Below are 19,752 nucleotides of genomic sequence, written 5' to 3'. Positions count from 1 at the left end.
GCGATGGTGGAGATCAAGACCCCCGAGCAGATCGCCAAGATGCGCGAGGCCGGGCTGGTCGTCGCGGCGATCCACGAGGCGACCCGGGCGGCCGCGGTCCCCGGCGCGACCACCAAGGACCTGGACGAGGTCGCCGCCAAGGTGATCGCCGACCACGGCGCCAAGCCGAACTTCCTCGGCTACGGCGGCTTCCCCGGCAACATCTGCACCTCGGTCAACGACGTCGTCGTGCACGGCATCCCGGACCGGGCCACGGTGCTCAAGGACGGCGACGTCATCGCCATCGACGCCGGTGCGATCGTCGACGGCTGGCACGGCGACGCCGCCTTCACCTGCTTCGTCGGCAGCGGCCACGCCGACGAGCTGATCGAGCTGAGCCGGGTCACCGAGGAGTCCATGTGGGCGGGCATCGCCGCCTTCCGCAAGGGCAACCGGCTGGAGGACATCTCCCGGGCCGTCGAGTCGTACATCCGCCGCCAGCCGCGTCCGCCGGCCGGCCGGTACGGCATCGTCGAGGACTACGGCGGCCACGGCATCGGCACCGAGATGCACATGGACCCGCACCTGCTGAACTACGTCACCAAGAAGCGCGGCCGCGGCATCAAGCTGGTGCCCGGGGTGTGCCTGGCGATCGAGCCGATGGTCACCCTCGGCTCCCCGCACACCCACGTCCTCGAGGACGAGTGGACGGTCAAGTCCGACGACGGCTCGTGGTCGTCGCACTGGGAGCACACCATCGCGCTCACCGAGAAGGGCCCGCTGGTGCTGACCGCCCCGGACTGCGGCAGGGCCAAGCTCGCCGAGCTGGGCGTCACCGCCGCTCCCGACCCGCTGGCCTGAGCTTAACGATCACCGAGTGTGGGCATGCTCCCCGATTCGTCTTTCGGGAGGGCTTGCCGTAGACTCATACGTCGGCCCCGCGTGTCTTCCGGCATGTCCGGAGCCGACCCCGGTAGCCGATCCCGAAAGCAGGACATGGCCAAAAAGCAAGGCGCCATCGAAATCGAAGGCACCGTGATCGAGTCTCTGCCGAACGCGATGTTCAAGGTGGAGCTGCAGAACGGTCACAAGGTCCTCGCGCACATCAGCGGCAAGATGCGGATGCACTACATCCGCATCCTCCCGGATGACCGGGTCGTGGTGGAGCTGTCTCCCTACGACCTGACGCGCGGACGGATCGTCTACCGATACAAGTAGATCTCAAGACCCGGAGAACCTGAGACCCATGAAGGTCAAGCCGAGCGTCAAGAAGATCTGCGACAAGTGCAAGGTGATCCGCCGCCACGGCCGGGTCATGGTCATCTGCGACAACCTGCGCCACAAGCAGCGCCAGGGCTGACGCACGCCGACCACCTGCTCCTCGCAGAACTTCGCGCGACGCACACAGAGCACATACGCAGCACCCGTCGCCCACAGAGGGCGACGACACCCCCGGTGGAGGCCGGGGACCCGTCCGTACCTCATACGGCGGCCGGGAACCGGCGCTGCGGAAGACCTCCGCCAACCACTTGGAGCCAAGAAAATGGCACGCCTTTCAGGCGTTGACCTCCCGCGTGAGAAGCGCGTGGAGATCGCCCTCACCTACGTCTTCGGCATCGGGCGCTCGCTCTCGAAGCAGGTGCTCGCGGAGACCGGTGTGAACCCGGACACCCGCGTCCGCGACCTTTCCGAGGAAGACCTCGTGAAGCTCCGCGAGTACGTCGACGCGAACTTCAAGACCGAGGGCGACCTCCGTCGCGAGGTCCAGGCCGACATCCGCCGCAAGGTCGAGATCGGCTGCTACCAGGGTCTGCGCCACCGCCGGGGCCTGCCGGTCCACGGCCAGCGCACGCACACCAACGCCCGCACCCGTAAGGGCCCGCGTCGCGCCATCGCCGGCAAGAAGAAGCCGGGCAAGAAGTAGTCCTCAGCGGGACGACGCAACATAAGCGGTCTTCGCTGTAGGACCGACCACCTCCACCGGGAGAAACCAGGACATGCCTCCTAAGGGCCGTCAGGGCGCAGCCAAGAAGGTGCGCCGCAAGGAAAAGAAGAACGTCGCTCATGGGCACGCCCACATCAAGAGCACGTTCAACAACACCATCGTCTCGATCACCGACCCGCAGGGCAACGTGATCTCCTGGGCCTCCGCCGGCCACGTCGGCTTCAAGGGCTCGCGCAAGTCCACCCCCTTCGCCGCGCAGATGGCCGCCGAGTCGGCCGCCCGCCGGGCGCAGGAGCACGGCATGCGCAAGGTGGACGTCTTCGTCAAGGGTCCCGGCTCCGGCCGTGAGACCGCGATCCGCTCCCTCCAGGCCACCGGCCTGGAGGTCGGGTCCATCCAGGACGTCACCCCGACCCCGCACAACGGCTGCCGCCCGCCGAAGCGCCGCCGCGTCTGACCAGCTGATACAGGAGAACTGAGACAATGGCGCGTTATACCGGGGCCGACTGCAAGCGATGCCGTCGGGAGAAGCAGAAGCTCTTCCTCAAGGGAGCTAAGTGCGAGAGCGCGAAGTGCCCGATCGAGATCCGTCCTTACCCCCCGGGTGAGCACGGACGCGGGCGCACCAAGGACAGCGAGTACCTGCTTCAGCTGCGTGAGAAGCAGAAGTGCGCGCGGATCTACGGTGTCCTCGAGAAGCAGTTCGTGAACTACTACAAGGAAGCGAACCAGAAGTCCGGCAAGACCGGTGAGAACCTTCTGCGCATCCTTGAGACCCGCCTCGACAACGTGGTGTACCGGGCCGGCTTCGCCAAGTCCCGCGACCACGCCCGTCAGCTGGTGCGTCACGGACACATCACCGTGAACGGCCGCAAGACCGACATCCCGTCGGCCCGCGTGTCCGTGAACGACATCGTCGAGGTCCGCGAGTCCTCCCGCACCCTGACCCCCTTCCAGGTGGCCCAGGGCGAGGCCGGCGACAAGACCGTGCCCGCGTGGCTCGAGTCCAACGCCGGACAGCTGCGGATCCTCGTGCACAGCCTGCCCGAGCGCCAGGTGATCGACACCCAGGTGCAGGAGCAGCTGATCGTCGAGCTCTACTCGAAGTAGTCGGGCGGCAGCTCAGCGGTCACGGGCGGTACGCGCCGCGGAACCGGATTCCGGGTTCGCGCCGTGCCGCCCGTACCCTCGTAGTACAGGGGGCGTCAAATAGCGGGCGCCCACGACTGAAGGAACCAGACTCATGCTGATCGCTCAGCGTCCCTCGTTGACCGAAGAGGTCGTCGACGAATTCCGCTCCCGGTTCGTGATCGAGCCGCTGGAGCCCGGCTTCGGCTACACCCTCGGCAACTCCCTGCGCCGTACCCTCCTCTCCTCGATCCCGGGTGCGGCGGTCACGTCCATCCGCGTCGACGGGGTCCTGCACGAGTTCACCACCGTGCCGGGCGTCAAGGAGGACGTCACCGACGTCATCCTCAACATCAAGCAGCTCGTCGTCTCCTCGGAGCACGACGAGCCGGTCGTGATGTACCTGCGCAAGCAGGGCCCGGGTGTCGTCACCGCCGCGGACATCGCGCCGCCGGCCGGTGTCGAGGTGCACAACCCCGACCTGGTGCTGGCCACCCTGAACGCCAAGGGCAAGCTGGAGATGGAGCTGACCGTCGAGCGCGGTCGCGGCTACGTCTCCGCGGTGCAGAACAAGCAGCAGGGCCAGGAGATCGGCCGCATCCCGGTCGACTCCATCTACAGCCCGGTGCTCAAGGTCACCTACAAGGTCGAGGCGACCCGTGTCGAGCAGCGCACCGACTTCGACAAGCTGATCGTCGACGTCGAGACCAAGCAGGCCATGCGGCCACGTGACGCCATGGCGTCGGCCGGCAAGACCCTGGTCGAGCTGTTCGGCCTGGCCCGCGAGCTGAACGTCGACGCCGAGGGCATCGACATGGGCCCGTCCCCCACGGACGCCGCCCTGGCCGCGGACCTCGCCCTGCCGATCGAGGAGCTGGAGCTCACGGTCCGCTCCTACAACTGCCTCAAGCGCGAGGGCATCCACTCGGTGGGCGAGCTGGTGGCCCGCTCCGAGGCGGACCTCCTCGACATCCGCAACTTCGGCGCGAAGTCGATCGACGAGGTCAAGGCGAAGCTGGCCGGCATGGGCCTGGCCCTCAAGGACAGCCCGCCCGGATTCGACCCCACCGCCGCCGCGGACGCCTTCGGCGCCGACGACGACGTGGACGCGGGCTTCGTCGAGACCGAGCAGTACTAGCACGCCTTCCGGCGTGGCTCACCCCACGCCGGACCCCCACGAACCGGCGGCCGCCGGTTCGCACTGACATCGGTACCTGACACGGCCGGTGCAGCGAAGAAGGAGAAAGACCATGCCTCAGCCCGCCAAGGGTGCCCGTCTGGGCGGCAGCGCCGCGCACGAGAAGCTGCTCCTCGCGAACCTCGCGAAGTCGCTCTTCGAGCACGGCCGCATCACCACCACCGAGGCCAAGGCGCGCCGGCTGCGCCCGGTCGCGGAGCGCCTGATCACCAAGGCGAAGAAGGGCGACATCCACAACCGTCGCCAGGTGCTGCAGCAGATCACCGACAAGAGCATCGTGCACACGCTCTTCACCGAGATCGCGCCGCGGTACGAGAACCGCCCCGGCGGTTACACCCGGATCACCAAGATCGGCGGCCGTCGCGGCGACAACGCCCCGATGGCGGTCATCGAGCTGGTCGAGGCGCTGACCGTGCAGCAGAACGCCGTGGGCGAGGCCGAGGCCGCGACCAAGCGTTCCGCCAAGGACCGCGCCGGTGACGAGGCCAAGGCCGACGTCAAGAAGGACGACGCGGTCGAGGACGCCAAGCCCGAGGTCGTCGAGGACGCCGTCCCCGCCGACGCGGACGAGGAGTCCAAGGACGCCTGAGCGTCCTGAGACCGCCGGACGGGCCCGTACCCCTTGGGGTGCGGGCCCGCTTCCGTATCCGAGAACGAGCGAAGAGCGAGGAACCACCTGTGAGCGACGACCCCGCGCCCGGCTTCGTACGGGTCAGGCTGGACCTCGCGTACGACGGGGCCGGGTTCTCCGGCTGGGCGAAGCAGCGCAGCAGGCGGACCGTGCAGGGCGAGCTGGAGTCCGCGATCCAGACGGTGCTGCGGCTGCCGGACCCGGTGGAGCTGACCGTGGCGGGCCGCACCGACGCCGGCGTGCACGCCCGCGGCCAGGTCGCGCACGTCGACCTGCCGGCCGCGGCCTGGGAGGACGAGGGCGCCCGGCTGCGCCGCCGGCTCGCCGGCCGGCTGCCGTGGGACGTGCGGGTCTGGGAGGTCCGGCAGGCGCCGGCCGGTTTCCACGCCCGGTTCGCGGCGATCTGGCGCCGCTACGCCTACCGCGTCGGCGACCACCCCGGCGGGGTGGACCCGCTGCTGCGCGGCCACGTCCTGTGGCACGACCGCCCGGTCGACGTGGACGCGATGAACGCCGCCGCGAAGCTGCTGCTGGGCGAGCACGACTTCGCCGCCTACTGCAAGAAGCGTGAGGGCGCGACCACCATCCGCACCCTGATCGACCTGCACTGGGAGCGCACCCCCGACGGGCTCGCGGTGGCGACCGTGCGGGCCGACGCCTTCTGCCACAACATGGTCCGCGCGCTGGTCGGCGCGATGATCCTGGTCGGCGACGGCCACCGGCCGCCCGGCTTCCCCGGCGAGGTGCTGGCCGGGCGGGTCCGGCACTCCGCGGTCAACGTGGTCCGCCCGCACGGCCTGACCCTTGAGGAGGTCGGCTACCCCGCGGACGACCAGCTGGCCGCCCGCACCCGGGAGGCCCGCAACAAGCGGACGCTGCCCGGCTGCCCCTGAGCGGCGGCTGCCCCTGAGCGGCGGCGCGCGCCGCCGCGCTCAGCGGCGGCTCGGGTCGGCGGCCGCCGCGTCCCTGCCGCGCTGGATGATCCGCTGGAAGGCGAAGTTCGACGCGTCGTTCGCGCCGAGCAGGGCCACCTTGTCGCTGGCGGTGATCGTCTTGCCGTCCTTCAGCCCGGCGATGGCGAAGTAGGCGTAGCGGCCGATCGAGTTCGAGGTCATCCGGCAGGCCACCGCGTGGCAGAAGTCGTGGACGCCGCCGCCGTTGAGCGGGGCGAGGTACTGCGCCACCGTCTTCAGCTTCGTGGCGTGCGCGGTGTCGTCGAAGACCGCCACGCCCACGGTGACGGCGACGCCGCCGCTGGTGTACGTGGTGCGGATCAGCTTGCGGCAGCCGTTGGCGGCGAGCGCCTGGGCGACCGCGGAGCGTGCGCCGCTCGCGCACGACGTCGTGCCGGCCGCGGCGGTCTTCACATAGACCCGGCCGTCCATCAGGAACTGCTTGCCGGGGAAGAGGCTGCCCGGGGTGAGCGGCGCCTTGTCCTTGGCGGCCGTCCCGATGTAGTCGACCGGGTTCGCCGGCGGCGGCGGCGCCACCGAGGAGAACGACGGCTGCGGCGGCAGCGACGCCTGGGTCGCGGAGCCGCCGGTGGACGAGGACGGCTTGTCGATCGCGGTGTCGGAGCTGCTCTTGCCGGACAGCACGACGGCGGTCGCGACGCCCCCGGCGATCACCGCGACGGCGACGATCGCGCCGGTCAGCATCATCACCTTGCGACGGCGCCGGCCCGACGCCTCCTGCTCGGCGGCCAGCGCGCCCCAGTCGGGTGTCCCGCCGCCGTCCGGCTCCCGCCGGAACGCAATCCCGGCCGCCTCCGCCCCTTCCGCGCCGCGTCCGGCCCGCCCCGCCGTCCGCCCCCGCGACCCGCGTCCCCCCGGCGCGCGCTGCCCGAGCGGCGGCTGCGGCCCGGTCGGGCCGGGTGTGCTCGGTGCCTGTGCCTGCGGGGCGCCTGCGCCCCAGGCGTCCTGCGCGCCGGGAGTGCCCGGCGGGCGCTGGCCGAGGGGTGGTTGCGGCCCGGTCGGGCCGGGGTGCGGCCGGCTGCCGGGTGTGCTCGGTGCCTGGGCCTGCGGGGCGCCTGCGCCCCACGCGTCCTGCGCGCCGGGAGTGCCCGGCGGGCGCTGGCCGAGGGGTGACTGCGGCCCGGTCGGGCCGGGTGTGCCCGGTGCCTGTGCCTGCGGGGCGCCTGCGCCCCACGCGTCCTGCCCGCCCGGCGCGGGCCGGGCGGCCTGGGCGATCTGCGGCGGGTTGCCGCTCGGCTGGCGGGTGGGGAGGCCCTTGGCGGTCCGCGGCGGGTCCGACGCGGGCGGCTGCTGGCCGCCCTGGCCGGTCGCGGCGGCGGACTCCGGGCTCCAGGCCGGCCCGGCCCCGGGCGCGGCCGCGTCCGGCTGCTCGCCGCCGGAGGCGTCCTGCGGCGCGGCGTAGTCGCGGCGCGGATCGTGGTGCGTCGCGTGGCGCGGCTGGCGTCGTGAGGGAATGACCAGCCCCTCCAGGACCTCGCGTCCGCCGTCGGAGGCGCCGTCACGGGGTTCCTGCGGGGGCTGCTGCCCGGGCCCTTCAGTCATGTCGCGCATCATAGTGACGCCTCGCGCCTTCACCTATCGCGATGGCTGAACACCCGTACCCCGCCCGCTGACCGCCGGCCGTCCGCCGCCGGACCGCGCCGGGCGCGCACCCGGGGGAAAACGGGTTGGGCCGCATCGCGCCGGGCAGGGACAATCGCCGGTATGGGACATGTCGAAGCAGCGCACCTCGAGTACTACCTGCCGGACGGGCGGGCGCTGCTCGGCGACGTCTCGTTCCGGGTCGGCGAAGGCGCCGCCGTCGCCCTGGTCGGGCCGAACGGCGCGGGCAAGACCACCTTGCTGCGCCTGATCTCCGGCGAGATCGCCCCGCACGGCGGCTCGGTCACGGTCAGCGGCGGCCTCGGCGTGATGCGGCAGTTCGTGGGCAGCGTCCGCGACGACCGCACCGTACGGGACCTGCTGGTCTCCGTGGCGCACCCGCGCATCCAGGCGGCCGCCAAGGCCGTCGACGCCGCCGAGCTGGCGATCATGGCGCAGGACGACGAGCCGGCCCAGATGGCGTACGCGCACGCGCTCGGCGACTGGGCGGAGGCGCACGGCTACGAGGCCGAGACGCTCTGGGACATGTGCACGGTCGCCGCGCTCGGCGTCCCGTACGAGCGGGCGCAGTGGCGCGAGGTCAGGACGCTGTCCGGCGGCGAGCAGAAACGGCTGGTCCTGGAGGCGCTGCTGCGCGGCCCCGACGAGGTGCTGCTGCTGGACGAGCCGGACAACTACCTGGACGTCCCCGGCAAGCGCTGGCTGGAGGAGCAGATCGCGCAGACCAAGAAGACCGTGCTGTTCGTCAGCCACGACCGCGAGCTGCTCGCCCGCAGCGCGGAGAAGATCGTCAGCGTGGAGACCGGCCCGGCCGGGTCCACGGTGTGGGTGCACGGCGGCGGCTTCGACACCTTCCACGAGGCGCGCAAGGAGCGCTTCGCCCGCTTCGAGGAGCTGCGCCGCCGCTGGGAGGAGGAGCACGCCAAGCTCAAGGCGATGGTGCTGCGGCTGCGCCAGCAGGCCGCCATCAGCCCCGACATGGCGTCGCGCTACCACGCCGCCCAGACCCGGCTGCGCCGCTTCGAGGACGCGGGCGCCCCGCAGGAGCCGCCGCGCGAGCAGGACATCAGGATGCGGCTGCAGGGCGGCCGTACCGGGGTCCGCGCGGTGACCTGCGAGAAGCTCGAACTGACCGGCCTGATGCAGCCCTTCGACCTGGAGGTGTACTACGGCGAGCGGGTCGCGGTGCTCGGCTCCAACGGCTCCGGCAAGTCGCACTTCCTGCGGCTGCTGGCCGGGGACGACAGCGTCGCGCACACCGGCTCGTACAAGCTCGGCGCGCGGGTGGTGCCCGGCCACTTCGCGCAGACCCACGCGCACCCGGAGCTGCTCGGCCGCACGCTCGTCGACATCCTGTGGAGCGAGCACGCCCGTGACCGCGGCCGCGCCATGTCCGTGCTGCGCCGCTACGAGCTGGAGCGGCAGGGCGACCAGCCGTTCGACAAGCTCTCCGGCGGCCAGCAGGCCAGGTTCCAGATCCTCCTGATGGAGCTCCAGGGCACCACCGCGCTGCTGCTCGACGAGCCCACCGACAACCTCGACCTGGAGAGCGCGGAGGCCCTCCAGGAGGGCCTGGAGTCCTACGACGGCACGGTGCTCGCGGTCACCCACGACCGCTGGTTCGCCCGCTCCTTCGACCGCTATCTCGTCTTCGGCTCCGACGGGCTGGTACGGGAGACGAGCGAGCCGGTCTGGGACGAGCGGCGGGTGCGGCGCGACCGCTGAGGGCGCGCCGGGCGGGTGGCGGCCGGGGCAGGCGTTTTGACCCGTGCGGGGGCCGAACGGTACTCTTACGGTTCGTTATGCGTATTGGCTTGCTCTATCTCACGTGAGGGGCCCTTACGCCGGTCCACCGGGCCGATGACCAGCGGCAGGCGAACGGGTTGCGTCCCCGTGCGCCGCCACGGCTGTCGTGATCGTCCGGGTGGCCTTGTCAGGACCCCTTCCCCGTGATCCTCGCGGACCCGGGGGAACACCTACTGAGAAGAAGCGAAGGCTACGACCGTGCGTACGTTCAGCCCCAAGCCCGGCGATGTCCAGCGCCAGTGGCACGTCATCGACGCGCAGGACGTTGTCCTGGGCCGTCTGGCCACTACGGCCGCCAACCTCCTGCGGGGCAAGCACAAGCCCATCTACGCGCCCCACGTCGACACGGGTGACTTCGTCATCATCATCAACGCCGACAAGGTGCACCTGACCGGGAACAAGAAGACCCAGAAGATGGCCTACCGCCACTCCGGGTACCCGGGCGGTCTGCGTTCGGTGCGCTACGACGAGCTGCTCGCGAAGAGCCCGGAGAAGGCCATCGAGAAGGCCGTCAAGGGCATGATCCCCAAGAACACCCTGGGCCGTCAGATGCTCTCGAAGCTGAAGGTCTACGCGGGTGACCAGCACCCGCACGGCGCTCAGCAGCCGGTCCCGTTCGAGATCACCCAGGTCGCGCAGTAGTCCCGGCCACCAGCTACCAGAAAGAATCTGAGGAGAATCGTGGCTGAGACCACCGCCGAGACCCCCGTCGAGGGCGAAGAGTCCTACGACGAGATCACGACCTTCGAGTCCGAGGCCGTCGAGGGGGAGTACACCTCCGAGTCGCTCGCCTCGCGCTTCGGCGACCCGCAGCCGGCCGCCGGCACCGGCCGCCGCAAGCAGTCCATCGCCCGCGTCCGGATCGTTCCGGGCTCCGGCAAGTGGAAGATCAACGGCCGCACCCTCGAGGGCTACTTCCCGAACAAGGTGCACCAGCAGGAAGTCAACGAGCCCTTCAAGGTGCTCGAGCTCGACAACCGCTACGACGTCGTCGCCCGCATCAGCGGCGGCGGCATCTCCGGCCAGGCCGGTGCGCTCCGCCTGGGCGTGGCCCGTGCCCTCAACGAGGCGGACGTGGACAACAACCGCGGCCCGCTGAAGAAGGCCGGCTTCCTGACCCGTGACGACCGCGCGGTCGAGCGGAAGAAGGCCGGTCTGAAGAAGGCCCGCAAGGCGCCTCAGTTCAGCAAGCGCTAAGCCGCTCCGGCGGGGCCGGCCGATGGGACTCCACGACATCGGCCGGTTCCCGCCCCGGCGCATCGAACGCCTCGGAGACACACTGGTGCCTCCGGGGCGTTCGTCTTACCGGCTCCAGGGCGTATACCAGTCGATGTCGGTCGTACCGCGCAGTCGTACCACCCATCGGCCGGCCCCGGCGTCAACCAGCCGGCGCCACACGGCGCCGGACGGCGGCAGTTCGTACCGGTGGACCGGCACGAGGCGAGACGGGCACGGCACGGGACGGCCGGCCCACGGCACCAATCGGAGGAAATGACTGTGGGACGACTCTTCGGCACCGACGGGGTGCGCGGTGTGGCCAACGCCGACCTGACCGCTGAGCTGGCGCTCGGCCTGTCGGTCGCGGCGGCGCACGTACTGGCCGAGGCGGGCAGCTTCGCGGGACACCGGCCGGTGGCCGTCGTGGGCCGCGACCCCCGGGCCTCGGGCGAGTTCCTGGAGGCCGCCGTCGTGGCGGGCCTCGCGAGCGCGGGCGTGGACGTCCTGCGGGTCGGTGTGCTGCCCACTCCAGCCGTGGCGTATCTCACCGGCGCGCTGGGCGCCGACCTCGGCGTGATGCTGTCCGCGAGCCACAACTCCATGCCGGACAACGGTGTCAAGTTCCTCGCCCGCGGCGGCCACAAGCTCGACGACGAGCTGGAGGACCGGATCGAGAAGATCTACGAGGAGCACCGCACCGGCGCCCCGTGGACCCGCCCGACCGGCGCCGGCGTCGGCCGGGTCAAGGACTACGACGAGGGCTTCGACCAGTACGTGGCCCACCTCGTCGCGGTGCTGCCCAACCGCCTCGACGGCCTGAAGATCGTCCTCGACGAGGCGCACGGCGCGGCGTCCCGGGTCTCGCCCGAGGCGTTCTCCCGGGCCGGCGCGCAGGTGATCACCATCGGCGCCCAGCCCGACGGCCTGAACATCAACGACGGCTGCGGCTCCACCCACCTCGGCCTGCTCAAGGCCGCCGTGGTCGAGCACGGCGCGGACTTCGGCGTCGCGCACGACGGCGACGCGGACCGCTGCCTGGCGGTGGACGCCACCGGCGCCGAGGTGGACGGCGACCAGATCCTCGCCATCCTCGCGCTGTCGCTGCGCGAGCGCGGCGCGCTGCGGGAGAACACCGTGGTCGGCACCGTGATGTCCAACCTCGGCTTCAAGCTGGCGATGGAGCGCGAGGGCATCCAGCTGGTGCAGACCGCGGTCGGCGACCGCTACGTGCTGGAGTCCATGAAGGAGCACGGCTACGCGCTCGGCGGCGAGCAGTCCGGCCACGTCATCGTGCTGGACCACGCCACCACCGGCGACGGCACGCTGACCGGGCTGCTGCTGGCCGCCCGCGTCGCGTCGACGCAGCGGACGCTCGCCGACCTGGCCGCGGTGATGGACCGGCTGCCGCAGGTGCTGATCAACGTGCCGGACGTCGACAAGAGCCGGGTGACGACCAGCCCCGAGCTGATCGCCGCGGTCGTCGACGCCGAGGCCGAACTCGGCTCCACCGGGCGGGTGCTGCTGCGCTCCTCCGGCACCGAGCCGCTGGTCCGTGTGATGGTCGAGGCCGCCGACATCGACCACGCCCGCTCGGTGGCGGGCCGTCTCGCGGACGTCGTGAAGTCCACCCTGGGCTGAGGCCGGGGCTGACGCGGGGCGCCGGCCGCCCGGTGCCGGGCCGCCGGCGCCCCGCGTCAGAGCTTGCGCAGGCTGAGCCGCTGCACCTTGTGCCGCGCGCCCTTGCGGAGCACCAGCGTGGCCCGGCTTCGGGTCGGCAGCACGTTCTGCTGGAGGTTCGGCCGGTTGACGGTGCGCCACATCAGCCGGGCGTACTCCAGCGCCTCGTCCTCCGGCACCTGGGTGTACTTGCGGAAGTACGAGTCCGGGTCCTGGAACGCGGTCTGCCGCAGCTTGCGGAAGCGGCCGAGGTACCACTGCTCGATGTCCTCGGTGCGGGCGTCCACGTACACGCTGAAGTCGAAGTGGTCGGCCAGGCCGATCCGGGTCAGGCCGTCCTTGCCGGGCAGCGCCGGCTGCAGCACGTTCAGGCCCTCCACGATGAGGATGTCCGGGCGGCGCACGGTCAGCCGCTCGCCGGGCACGATGTCGTAGATCAGGTGCGAGTACACCGGTGCGGTGACCTCGGGGCGGCCGGCCTTGACGTCGGCGACGAAGCGGGTCAGGGCGCGCCGGTCGTAGGACTCGGGGAAGCCCTTGCGGGACATCAGGCCGCGCCGGTGAAGCTCGGCGTTGGGCCACAGGAAGCCGTCGGTGGTGACCAGCTCGACCCTCGGGTGCTCGGGCCAGCGGGCCAGCAGCGCCTGGAGCAGCCGCGCGGTGGTGGACTTGCCCACCGCGACGCTGCCCGCCACCCCGATGACGAACGGCGTGCCCGGCTGCGCGCCCTCGCCGAGGAAGGTGTTGAGCGCGCCGCGCAGGCCGCTGTGCGCGCGCACGTACAGGTTGAGCAGCCGGGACAGCGGCAGGTAGACGTCCACCACCTCGTCCAGGTCGACCACGTCGCCGAGGCCGCGCAGCCGCTCCACCTCGTCGGCGGTCAGCGGCAGCGGGGTGCGCTCGCGCAGCGCGCTCCACTGCTCCCGGGTGAGGTCGACGTACGGGCTGGCGGGGGCGGTGGTCGGCGTCGGCACGCGCCCATTGTGCTGCCGCGGCGCCCTGCTTTCCCGCCGCCCGCCGGGTGTCCTGCGTCACGGCCTAAGCTGCATTCCATGTGCGGCATGGTGGGATGCGCGGGCGGCGCCGGATGATCGTCGGGGTCGGCATCGACGTCGCCGAGATCGAGCGGTTCGCGGCGTCGCTCGCCAGGACGCCGGGGATGGCCGAGCGGCTCTTCACCCCCGGTGAGCTGCTGCTGCGCTCGGGTGAGCCCCGCGGTGTCGCCTCGCTCGCCGCCCGGTTCGCGGCGAAGGAGGCGCTTGCGAAGGCGCTGGGCGCGCCGCCCGGCCTCGTCTGGCTCGACGCCGAGGTCCGCACGTCCGCGGCCGGGCAGCCCTCCCTCGCCGTCCGCGGCACGGTGGCCGCTCGCGCGGCCGCCCTCCACGTCGCCTCCTTCCACCTCTCCCTCAGCCACGACGCGGGCATCGCCTCCGCCGTCGTCATCGCCGAACGCTGAGCCGTGCGCCCGGCGCGCGGCTGCAGGTCGCCACCGGCCCGGTGGGGCTGTTGCGGTCGTGGCCGGGCCACCGGCCGGTGGGTGGTTGCTCGCGCAGTTCCTCGCGCCCCTGGGGGTGCGGCGCGGTCCGGGCGCGGCCAGCCGCCGGGGCGGCTGCACGTCGCCACCGGCCCGGTGGGGCTGTTGCGGTCGTGTCCGGGCCACCGGCCGGTGGGTGGTTGCTCGCGCAGTTCCTCGCGCCCCTGGTGGGGCGCGGCGTGTTCCGGGCGCGGGCCGGGGGCTTTGAGGGGCGCGGGGAACTGCGCGGCCAGCCGCGGCGATCGCTGCACGTCGCCACCGGCCCGGTGGGGCTGTTGCGGTCGTGTCCGGGCCACCGGCCACCGGCCGGTGGCCGGTTGCTCGCGCCGTTCCCCGCGCCCCTGGGGGTGCGGCGCGGTCCGGGCGCGGGCCGGGGTTGTGAGGGGCGCGGGGGACGACGGCGCGGCTCGCGGTTGGTCACCGGCCCGGAGGGGCCGGCGGGGGCGGGGCCGGGCCACCGGCCGGTGGTGGGTTCGTCGCGCCCCAATGGGGCGCACCGGCTGCCGACCCGGCGGCGGCCGGGGAGGATGGAGTCCGGACGCACGCGCAGCGAAAGGCAACGGATGCGATACGGGCACGACGTGGCGAACGTCAGGGCGGCCGAACAGGCCACGATGGCACGGCTGCCGGGCGGCCTGCTGATGCAGCGCGCCGCGGCCGCCCTCGCGGCCACCGGCGCGGAAGCGCTCGGCCGGGTCTACGGCACCCGCGTCGTCGTCCTGACCGGCAGCGGCGCCAACGGCGGCGACGCCCTGTTCGCCGCGGCCCGCCTGGCCCGCCGCGGCGCCGGCGTCACCGCCGTGCTGATCACACCCGACCGCGCCCACCGCGAGGGCCTCGCCGCGCTGCTCGCGGCCGGCGGCCGCACCGTGACCGCGCCCGACGCGAGCCTGCGGGCCGTCGCCTCGGCCGACCTGGTCCTCGACGGCATCACCGGCATCGGCGGCACGGGCGGCCTGCGCCCCGCCGCGGAGTCCCTCGCCGAGGCGGCCCGCACCTCGGACGCCGCGGTCCTCGCGGTGGATCTGCCGAGCGGCGTGGACGCCGACACCGGCGAAGTGCCGGGCGCGGCGGTACGGGCCGACGTGACGGTCACCTTCGGCACGTACAAGCCGGCCCTGCTGGTCGACCCGGCCGCCGAACTCGCCGGTGCGCTGCGCCTGGTGGACATCGGCATCGGCCCCGACCTGGGCGCCCCGGTGCTGGAGGCGCTCCAGCACGCCGACGTCGCGGCGCTGCTGCCGCGTCCGGGCGGGGAGAGCGACAAGTACCGGCGGGGCGTCGTGGGCGTCGCGGCGGGCTCGGCCCGCTACCCGGGGGCGGCGGTGCTCGCGGTGTCCGGCGCGCTGCGGGCTGGCGCCGGCGCGGTGCGCTACGCGGGCCCCGGCGGCGAGGCGGTCCTCGCGCGCCATCCGGAGGTGCTGGTCACCGCGGGCTCGCCGCACGCCGCGGGCCGGGTCCAGGCGTGGGTGGTCGGCCCGGGGCTCGGCGACGGCGCCGACGCCCGTACGACGGTGTCCGAGGCGCTGGCCACCGACGTGCCGGTGCTCGTCGACGCGGACGGCCTGCGGATGCTGGACCCGCGGACCGTACGGGCCAGGACCGCGCCGACCGTGCTCACCCCGCACGCGGGGGAGGCGGCGGCGCTGCTGGGCCGGGTGCGGGAGGACGTGGAGGCGCACCGGTTGGACTCGGTACGGGAGCTGGCCGCGCGGTTCGGTGCGACCGTGCTGCTCAAGGGGTCGACCACGCTGGTCGCCGACCCGTCGGGCGAGACGCCGGTGCGGGTCAACGCGACCGGCACCGCGTGGCTCGCCACGGCCGGCAGCGGCGACGTGCTGTCCGGCCTGTGCGGCTCGCTGCTGGCCGCGGGGCTCGCGCCGCGCGACGCGGCGTCCTGCGCGGCCTATCTGCACGGCCTGGCCGCCCGCCTCGCGCAGGGCCCGCTGTCGGCGATGGACGTCGCCGAAGCCGTCCCGGCGGCCTGGCGCAACGCCATGGGGGCCTGAAGGCCCAGCGCTGTCCCGGGGGGCCGCCGCGAAGGGCCGAGGGAGCCGCCGAGCGCGGCGAAAGCCGCACGTCGCACGCTTCCACCGCCGCCACCGCCCGGTGCCCGCTGGGTGACCGGGGCGCCGCCGCCCGCCCTCCTGGAGCCACGCCGGCGAGGCGAGCAGCACGAACTGGACGTGCGGGAGCCCGTACGGCTTGAGGGCCGCGCGCTGTGCGGCCTGCCAGCGGTTGGCGACCTGCCACGGCAGCAGGCCGGGGCTGTCCTGCGCCGCGCCGGACCCGGTGGCCGGACCGTCGCCCACGCGTCCGCCCCGCCCCGCCGAAGCCGGCGACCCTCGCGCCCCGCGCCGCCCGGGGCTGCGCGGCCGCTCCTTCACCCGCCGCCTGAGAGACTGGCCCTGATGAACGACATGAACGGCGTGGCGCACCCCGGCGCCGTGGACAGCGCGGACGCCCCGGCCGGGGCGTCCGGCGGGTACCCGCGGGCCCAGGCCACCATCGACCTGGACGCCCTGCGCTCGAACGTGGCGGCGCTGCGCGCGAAGGCGCCCGGCGCGGCGTTCATGGCGGTGGTCAAGGCGGACGCGTACGGCCACGGCATGGTGCCTTGCGCGCGCGCCGCGCTGGAGGCCGGCGCGACCTGGCTCGGCGCCGCCACGCCCGAGGAGGCGCTGGCGCTGCGCGCGGCCGGACTCGGCGGCCGGGTGCTGTGCTGGCTGTGGAACCCGGGCGGTCCCTGGCGCGCCTGCGTCGAGGCGGACATCGACGTCACCGTCAGCGCCCACTGGGCGCTCGCGGAAGTGGTCGCCGCCGCCCGCGCGGCCGGCCGCACCGCCCGCGTCCAGCTGAAGATCGACGCCGGCCTCGGCCGCAACGGCGTCCAGCCCGACCAGTGGCCCGACCTGGTCCGCGCCGCCCGGACGGCCGAACGCGACGGCCTGATCCGGGTCACCGGCCTGTGGGCGCACTTCTCCTGCGCCGACGAGCCGGGTCACCCCTCCGTCGCGCGCGAACTCGCCGTCTTCCGCCGCGCCCTGGACCAGGCCGCCGCCGCCGGACTGACCCCCGAGGTCCGGCACATGGCCAACTCGCCCGGCACCCTCACCCTCCCCGAGTCGCACTTCGACCTGGTCAGGCCCGGCGTGGCCATGTACGGGATCTCCCCGGTGCCGCAGCTCGGCGGCCCCGCCGACTTCGGGCTGCGCCCGGTGATGACCCTCACCGCGCGGCTCGCCTCGGTCAAGCGGGTGCCCGGCGGGCACGGCGTCAGCTACGGCCACCGGTACGTTACCGCGGGGGAGACCACGCTTGCGCTGGTCCCGGTGGGGTACGCAGACGGTGTGCCACGGCACGCCTCCGGCACGGGCCCCGTGCTGGTGGCCGGCAGACGGCGGACGGTGGCGGGACGGGTGGCGATGGACCAGTTCGTGGTGGACCTCGGCGGTGACGCCGCGGAACCCGGCGACGAGGCCGTCCTCTTCGGCCCCGGCGACCGCGGCGAGCCCACCGCGGAGGACTGGGCGCGCGCCTGCGGCACCATCGCCTACGAGATCGTGACGCGGATCGGCGCCCGTGTGCCCCGCGTCCACACCGGCGGCTGACCATGGGGGAGAACGTGGCCTGGGAGCGGGCCGGCCTGGTCGGCGCGGCCGTCGGCGTCCTCGCGGCCGGTGCGGCGGCGGGCGTGGCGATAGAGCGCGTCACCGTGGGCCGCGGCACCCGCCGCAGGGCCCGCCTCGCGCTGGACGCGGCAGGCCCGTACGGGACCCTGCGCGGCGCTCCGGGCAGCACGACCGCCGAGGACGGCACCGAGCTGTACTACGAGACCGAGGAGGCCGCGCCGGCCCCCTCGGAGCCGCCGGCCAGGCGCGGCTGGCTGCGCGGCCGCCCCCGGCGCGCGGCCCAGCCGGTCACCGTCGTCTTCTCGCACGGCTACTGCCTGAACCAGGACTCCTGGCACTTCCAGCGGGCCGCGCTGCGCGGCAGCGTCCGCGCGGTCTACTGGGACCAGCGCAGCCACGGCCGCAGCGAGCGCGGCCGCGACCAGGTGGCGGGCGGCCCCGCGACCATCGACCAGCTCGGCCGCGACCTCAAGGCGGTCCTCGACGCGGCCGTGCCCGAGGGCCCGGTGGTGCTCGTCGGCCACTCGATGGGCGGCATGACGGTGATGGCGTTCGCCGACCAGTACCCGGAGTACGTGCGCGAGCGCGTCGCGGGCGTCGCCTTCGTGTCGACCTCGGCGGGCAAGCTCGCCGCGGTCACCCTGGGCCTGCCCGCGGCCGCCGCGCGCGCCTTCCGGCTCGTCGCGCCCGGAGCGCTGCGCGTGCTCGGCAGCCAGGTCGACCTGGTGGAGCGGACACGCCGGGCCACCGCCGACCTCTTCGCGGGCGTCATCAAGCGCTACTCCTTCGGCTCCGACGACATCGACCCGGCGGTCGAGCGGTTCGCCGAGCGGCTGATCGAGGCCACCCCGATCGACGTGGTCGCGGAGTTCTACCCGGCCTTCACCGAGCACGAGAAGGGCGAGGCGCTCGCCGAGCTGGACGGCCTTCCCGGGCTCGTACTGGCAGGGGACAAGGACCTGTTGACGCCCAGCGCGCACAGCGTGGGCATCGCCGAGAAGCTGCCGGGCGCCGAGCTGCTGGTCGTCGAGGGCGCCGGGCACCTGGTCATCCTGGAACGGCCCGAGCTGGTCAACTCCGCACTCGCCCGGCTCATCGCCGGGGCGGCCGACTCGGTGCGGGCTCCGGTGCCCGAGCCGCTGCGCGCGCTCACGGCCCCGGCGCTCGACGCGTAGCATTCGCCGATATGGGCACACCGCACGACCGTTACCCCGGGGGTACCGCGCAGGACGCTCCCGCCGTCCGGCTCACCGTCCGCACCGCCGCGCACATGCACGAGCTGGGGCGGCGGCTCGCCACCCTGCTGACCCCCGGCGACCTAGTCCTGCTCAGCGGGGAGCTCGGCGCCGGCAAGACGACGCTGACCCGCGGGCTCGGCGAGGGACTCCAGGTGCGCGGGGCGGTCACGTCCCCGACGTTCGTCATAGCCCGTGTGCATCCCTCGCTGGTCGGGGGACCCGCGCTGGTCCACGTCGACGCGTATCGCCTCGGCGGCGGGCTCGACGAGATGGAGGACCTCGATCTCGACGTGTCCCTGCCGGAGTCGGTGGTCGTGGTGGAGTGGGGCGACGGCAAGGTCGAGGACCTCTCCGAGGCCCGGCTCCATGTCGTCATCGGGCGCGACGCCGTTGCGCCCGGCGGGGTCGAGGATGTCCGCGAGGTCACCGTGACCGGTGTGGGTCCGCGCTGGGCCACCGAGGACCTCACCCCTTTGGCTGCGCCGCCCCGCTGACCCCCCCCACCGGCCGGTGGCGCGGTAGCGACCGCGACTGCCCCTCCGGGGGCGGTGGCGAGGTGCAGCCGTCGTGGTGGCTGGTCGCGCGGTTCCCCGCGCCCCTGAAAGGCCCCGGGCTGCGCCCGGACGGCGGTGGGCGTTGCGTCCTGCCGGGGGCGCGGGTGACCGGTCGCCGGTCGGTGGTCCGTCGGCGACGGGAGTTGCCCCTTTGGGGGCGGTGACGACGTGCAGCCGTCGTGGTGGCTGGCCGCGCAGTTCCCCGCGCCCCTGGAAGGTCCCGGGCTGCGCCCGGACGGCGGTGGGCGTTGCGCCCTGCCGGGGGCGCGGGTGACCGGCCGCCGGTCGGTGGCCCGGTAGCGACAGCGACTGCCCCTCCGGGGGCGGTGGCGAGGTGCAGCCGTCGTGGTGGCTGGTCGCGCGGTTTCTCGCGCCCCTGGTGTGTCGCGCCCTGCCGGGGGCGCGGGTGACCGGCCGCCGGTCGGTGGCCCGGTAGCGACAGCGGCAGCCCCTCCGGGGGCGGTGGCGAGGTGCAGCCGTCGTGGTGGCTGGTCGCGCGGTTCCCCGCGCCCCTGGAAGGCCCCGGGCTGCGCCCGGAGGGCGGCCGCGCGCCCGGCGCAGGGTGGGAGGGGATGGCGCCGACATCGTGTCGGGAAGATGTTGCGCGGCAGCGCACAGGCATGGTGTGCTGGGGGA

20 protein-coding genes are annotated in these 19,752 nt (G+C 73.6%); 18 read left to right on the top strand and 2 right to left on the bottom strand.

Annotated elements, in window-relative coordinates; all coding sequences use genetic code 11:
• Window positions 1-3 precede the first annotated feature (3 nt).
• From map to truA, 9 genes are all read left to right on the top strand, one after another.
• Window positions 4-840, top strand: a complete 837-nt coding sequence (gene map, locus V2S66_RS07580) for a type I methionyl aminopeptidase (protein ID WP_330793742.1) — start codon at window positions 4-6, stop codon at window positions 838-840.
• 135 nt (window positions 841-975) lie between these two features.
• Window positions 976-1,197 (top strand): translation initiation factor IF-1, encoded by a 222-nt coding sequence (gene infA / locus V2S66_RS07575; RefSeq protein WP_003956442.1) that lies wholly within the window; start codon window positions 976-978, stop codon window positions 1,195-1,197.
• A 28-nt stretch (window positions 1,198-1,225) separates the two neighbouring features.
• A complete protein-coding gene (rpmJ, locus tag V2S66_RS07570) occupies window positions 1,226-1,339 on the top strand; it encodes a 50S ribosomal protein L36 (protein WP_003956441.1) in 114 nt (37 codons plus the stop codon).
• A 183-nt stretch (window positions 1,340-1,522) separates the two neighbouring features.
• The gene (rpsM, locus tag V2S66_RS07565) at window positions 1,523-1,903 is read left to right on the top strand and encodes a 30S ribosomal protein S13 (protein ID WP_330793741.1); all 381 of its coding nucleotides are present in this window, start codon (window positions 1,523-1,525) and stop codon (window positions 1,901-1,903) included.
• A gap of 73 nt (window positions 1,904-1,976) precedes the next feature.
• The gene (gene rpsK / locus V2S66_RS07560; RefSeq protein WP_037912406.1) at window positions 1,977-2,381 is read left to right on the top strand and encodes a 30S ribosomal protein S11; all 405 of its coding nucleotides are present in this window, start codon (window positions 1,977-1,979) and stop codon (window positions 2,379-2,381) included.
• 26 nt (window positions 2,382-2,407) lie between these two features.
• Window positions 2,408-3,034 carry a 30S ribosomal protein S4 gene (gene rpsD, locus V2S66_RS07555; protein ID WP_330793740.1) on the top strand — a complete coding sequence of 209 codons (627 nt, stop codon included), beginning with the start codon at window positions 2,408-2,410 and terminating at the stop codon, window positions 3,032-3,034.
• A gap of 133 nt (window positions 3,035-3,167) precedes the next feature.
• Entirely contained in the window at window positions 3,168-4,190 is a 1,023-nt protein-coding gene (locus V2S66_RS07550; protein ID WP_033177813.1) for a DNA-directed RNA polymerase subunit alpha, read from the top strand.
• Between the two features lie 112 nt (window positions 4,191-4,302).
• Complete coding sequence (rplQ, locus tag V2S66_RS07545; protein WP_330793739.1) at window positions 4,303-4,839, top strand: 50S ribosomal protein L17; 537 nt, start codon at window positions 4,303-4,305, stop codon at window positions 4,837-4,839.
• A gap of 89 nt (window positions 4,840-4,928) precedes the next feature.
• Window positions 4,929-5,774 (top strand): tRNA pseudouridine(38-40) synthase TruA, encoded by an 846-nt coding sequence (gene truA, locus V2S66_RS07540; RefSeq protein ID WP_330793738.1) that lies wholly within the window; start codon window positions 4,929-4,931, stop codon window positions 5,772-5,774.
• A 39-nt stretch (window positions 5,775-5,813) separates the two neighbouring features.
• Here truA and V2S66_RS07535 read toward each other — a convergent pair whose 3' ends face one another.
• Entirely contained in the window at window positions 5,814-7,397 is a 1,584-nt protein-coding gene (locus tag V2S66_RS07535; RefSeq protein WP_330793737.1) for a hypothetical protein, read from the bottom strand.
• 162 nt (window positions 7,398-7,559) lie between these two features.
• Here V2S66_RS07535 and V2S66_RS07530 point away from each other — a divergent pair, with 162 nt between their 5' ends.
• The 4 genes from V2S66_RS07530 to glmM all read left to right on the top strand — a co-directional run bounded on the left by V2S66_RS07530 (window position 7,560) and on the right by glmM (window position 12,119).
• Entirely contained in the window at window positions 7,560-9,182 is a 1,623-nt protein-coding gene (locus tag V2S66_RS07530; protein ID WP_330793736.1) for an ABC-F family ATP-binding cassette domain-containing protein, read from the top strand.
• A 279-nt stretch (window positions 9,183-9,461) separates the two neighbouring features.
• Entirely contained in the window at window positions 9,462-9,905 is a 444-nt protein-coding gene (rplM, locus tag V2S66_RS07525; RefSeq protein ID WP_330793735.1) for a 50S ribosomal protein L13, read from the top strand.
• Between the two features lie 39 nt (window positions 9,906-9,944).
• Window positions 9,945-10,460 carry a 30S ribosomal protein S9 gene (rpsI, locus tag V2S66_RS07520; protein WP_330793734.1) on the top strand — a complete coding sequence of 172 codons (516 nt, stop codon included), beginning with the start codon at window positions 9,945-9,947 and terminating at the stop codon, window positions 10,458-10,460.
• A 300-nt stretch (window positions 10,461-10,760) separates the two neighbouring features.
• On the top strand, window positions 10,761-12,119 hold the full coding sequence (gene glmM, locus V2S66_RS07515) for a phosphoglucosamine mutase (protein WP_330793733.1): 1,359 nt from the start codon (window positions 10,761-10,763) through the stop codon (window positions 12,117-12,119).
• Window positions 12,120-12,175: 56 nt separating this feature from the next.
• On the opposite strand, the gene coaA is transcribed toward glmM, so the two are convergent.
• The gene (gene coaA / locus V2S66_RS07510) at window positions 12,176-13,132 is read right to left on the bottom strand and encodes a type I pantothenate kinase (RefSeq protein ID WP_330793732.1); all 957 of its coding nucleotides are present in this window, start codon (window positions 13,130-13,132) and stop codon (window positions 12,176-12,178) included.
• Between the two features lie 113 nt (window positions 13,133-13,245).
• Here coaA and V2S66_RS07505 point away from each other — a divergent pair, with 113 nt between their 5' ends.
• The 5 genes from V2S66_RS07505 to tsaE all read left to right on the top strand — a co-directional run bounded on the left by V2S66_RS07505 (window position 13,246) and on the right by tsaE (window position 19,056).
• Window positions 13,246-13,614: a holo-ACP synthase gene (locus tag V2S66_RS07505; RefSeq protein ID WP_330793731.1), complete on the top strand. Its 369-nt coding sequence runs from the start codon at window positions 13,246-13,248 to the stop codon at window positions 13,612-13,614.
• Between the two features lie 641 nt (window positions 13,615-14,255).
• On the top strand, window positions 14,256-15,701 hold the full coding sequence (locus tag V2S66_RS07500) for an NAD(P)H-hydrate dehydratase (RefSeq protein ID WP_330793730.1): 1,446 nt from the start codon (window positions 14,256-14,258) through the stop codon (window positions 15,699-15,701).
• Between the two features lie 411 nt (window positions 15,702-16,112).
• The gene (gene alr / locus V2S66_RS07495; protein WP_413966327.1) at window positions 16,113-17,303 is read left to right on the top strand and encodes an alanine racemase; all 1,191 of its coding nucleotides are present in this window, start codon (window positions 16,113-16,115) and stop codon (window positions 17,301-17,303) included.
• A gap of 2 nt (window positions 17,304-17,305) precedes the next feature.
• Window positions 17,306-18,499 carry an alpha/beta fold hydrolase gene (locus V2S66_RS07490; protein WP_330793728.1) on the top strand — a complete coding sequence of 398 codons (1,194 nt, stop codon included), beginning with the start codon at window positions 17,306-17,308 and terminating at the stop codon, window positions 18,497-18,499.
• Between the two features lie 11 nt (window positions 18,500-18,510).
• Window positions 18,511-19,056: a tRNA (adenosine(37)-N6)-threonylcarbamoyltransferase complex ATPase subunit type 1 TsaE gene (tsaE, locus tag V2S66_RS07485; protein ID WP_413966323.1), complete on the top strand. Its 546-nt coding sequence runs from the start codon at window positions 18,511-18,513 to the stop codon at window positions 19,054-19,056.
• Window positions 19,057-19,752: the final 696 nt, after the last annotated feature.

Origin of the sequence: Actinacidiphila polyblastidii (assembly GCF_036353415.1) — a bacterium.
Taxonomy (GTDB): domain Bacteria; phylum Actinomycetota; class Actinomycetes; order Streptomycetales; family Streptomycetaceae; genus Actinacidiphila; species Actinacidiphila polyblastidii.
Note: the sequence above shows the minus strand (reverse complement) of the source record. Positions and strands in the feature narration are given on the sequence as shown.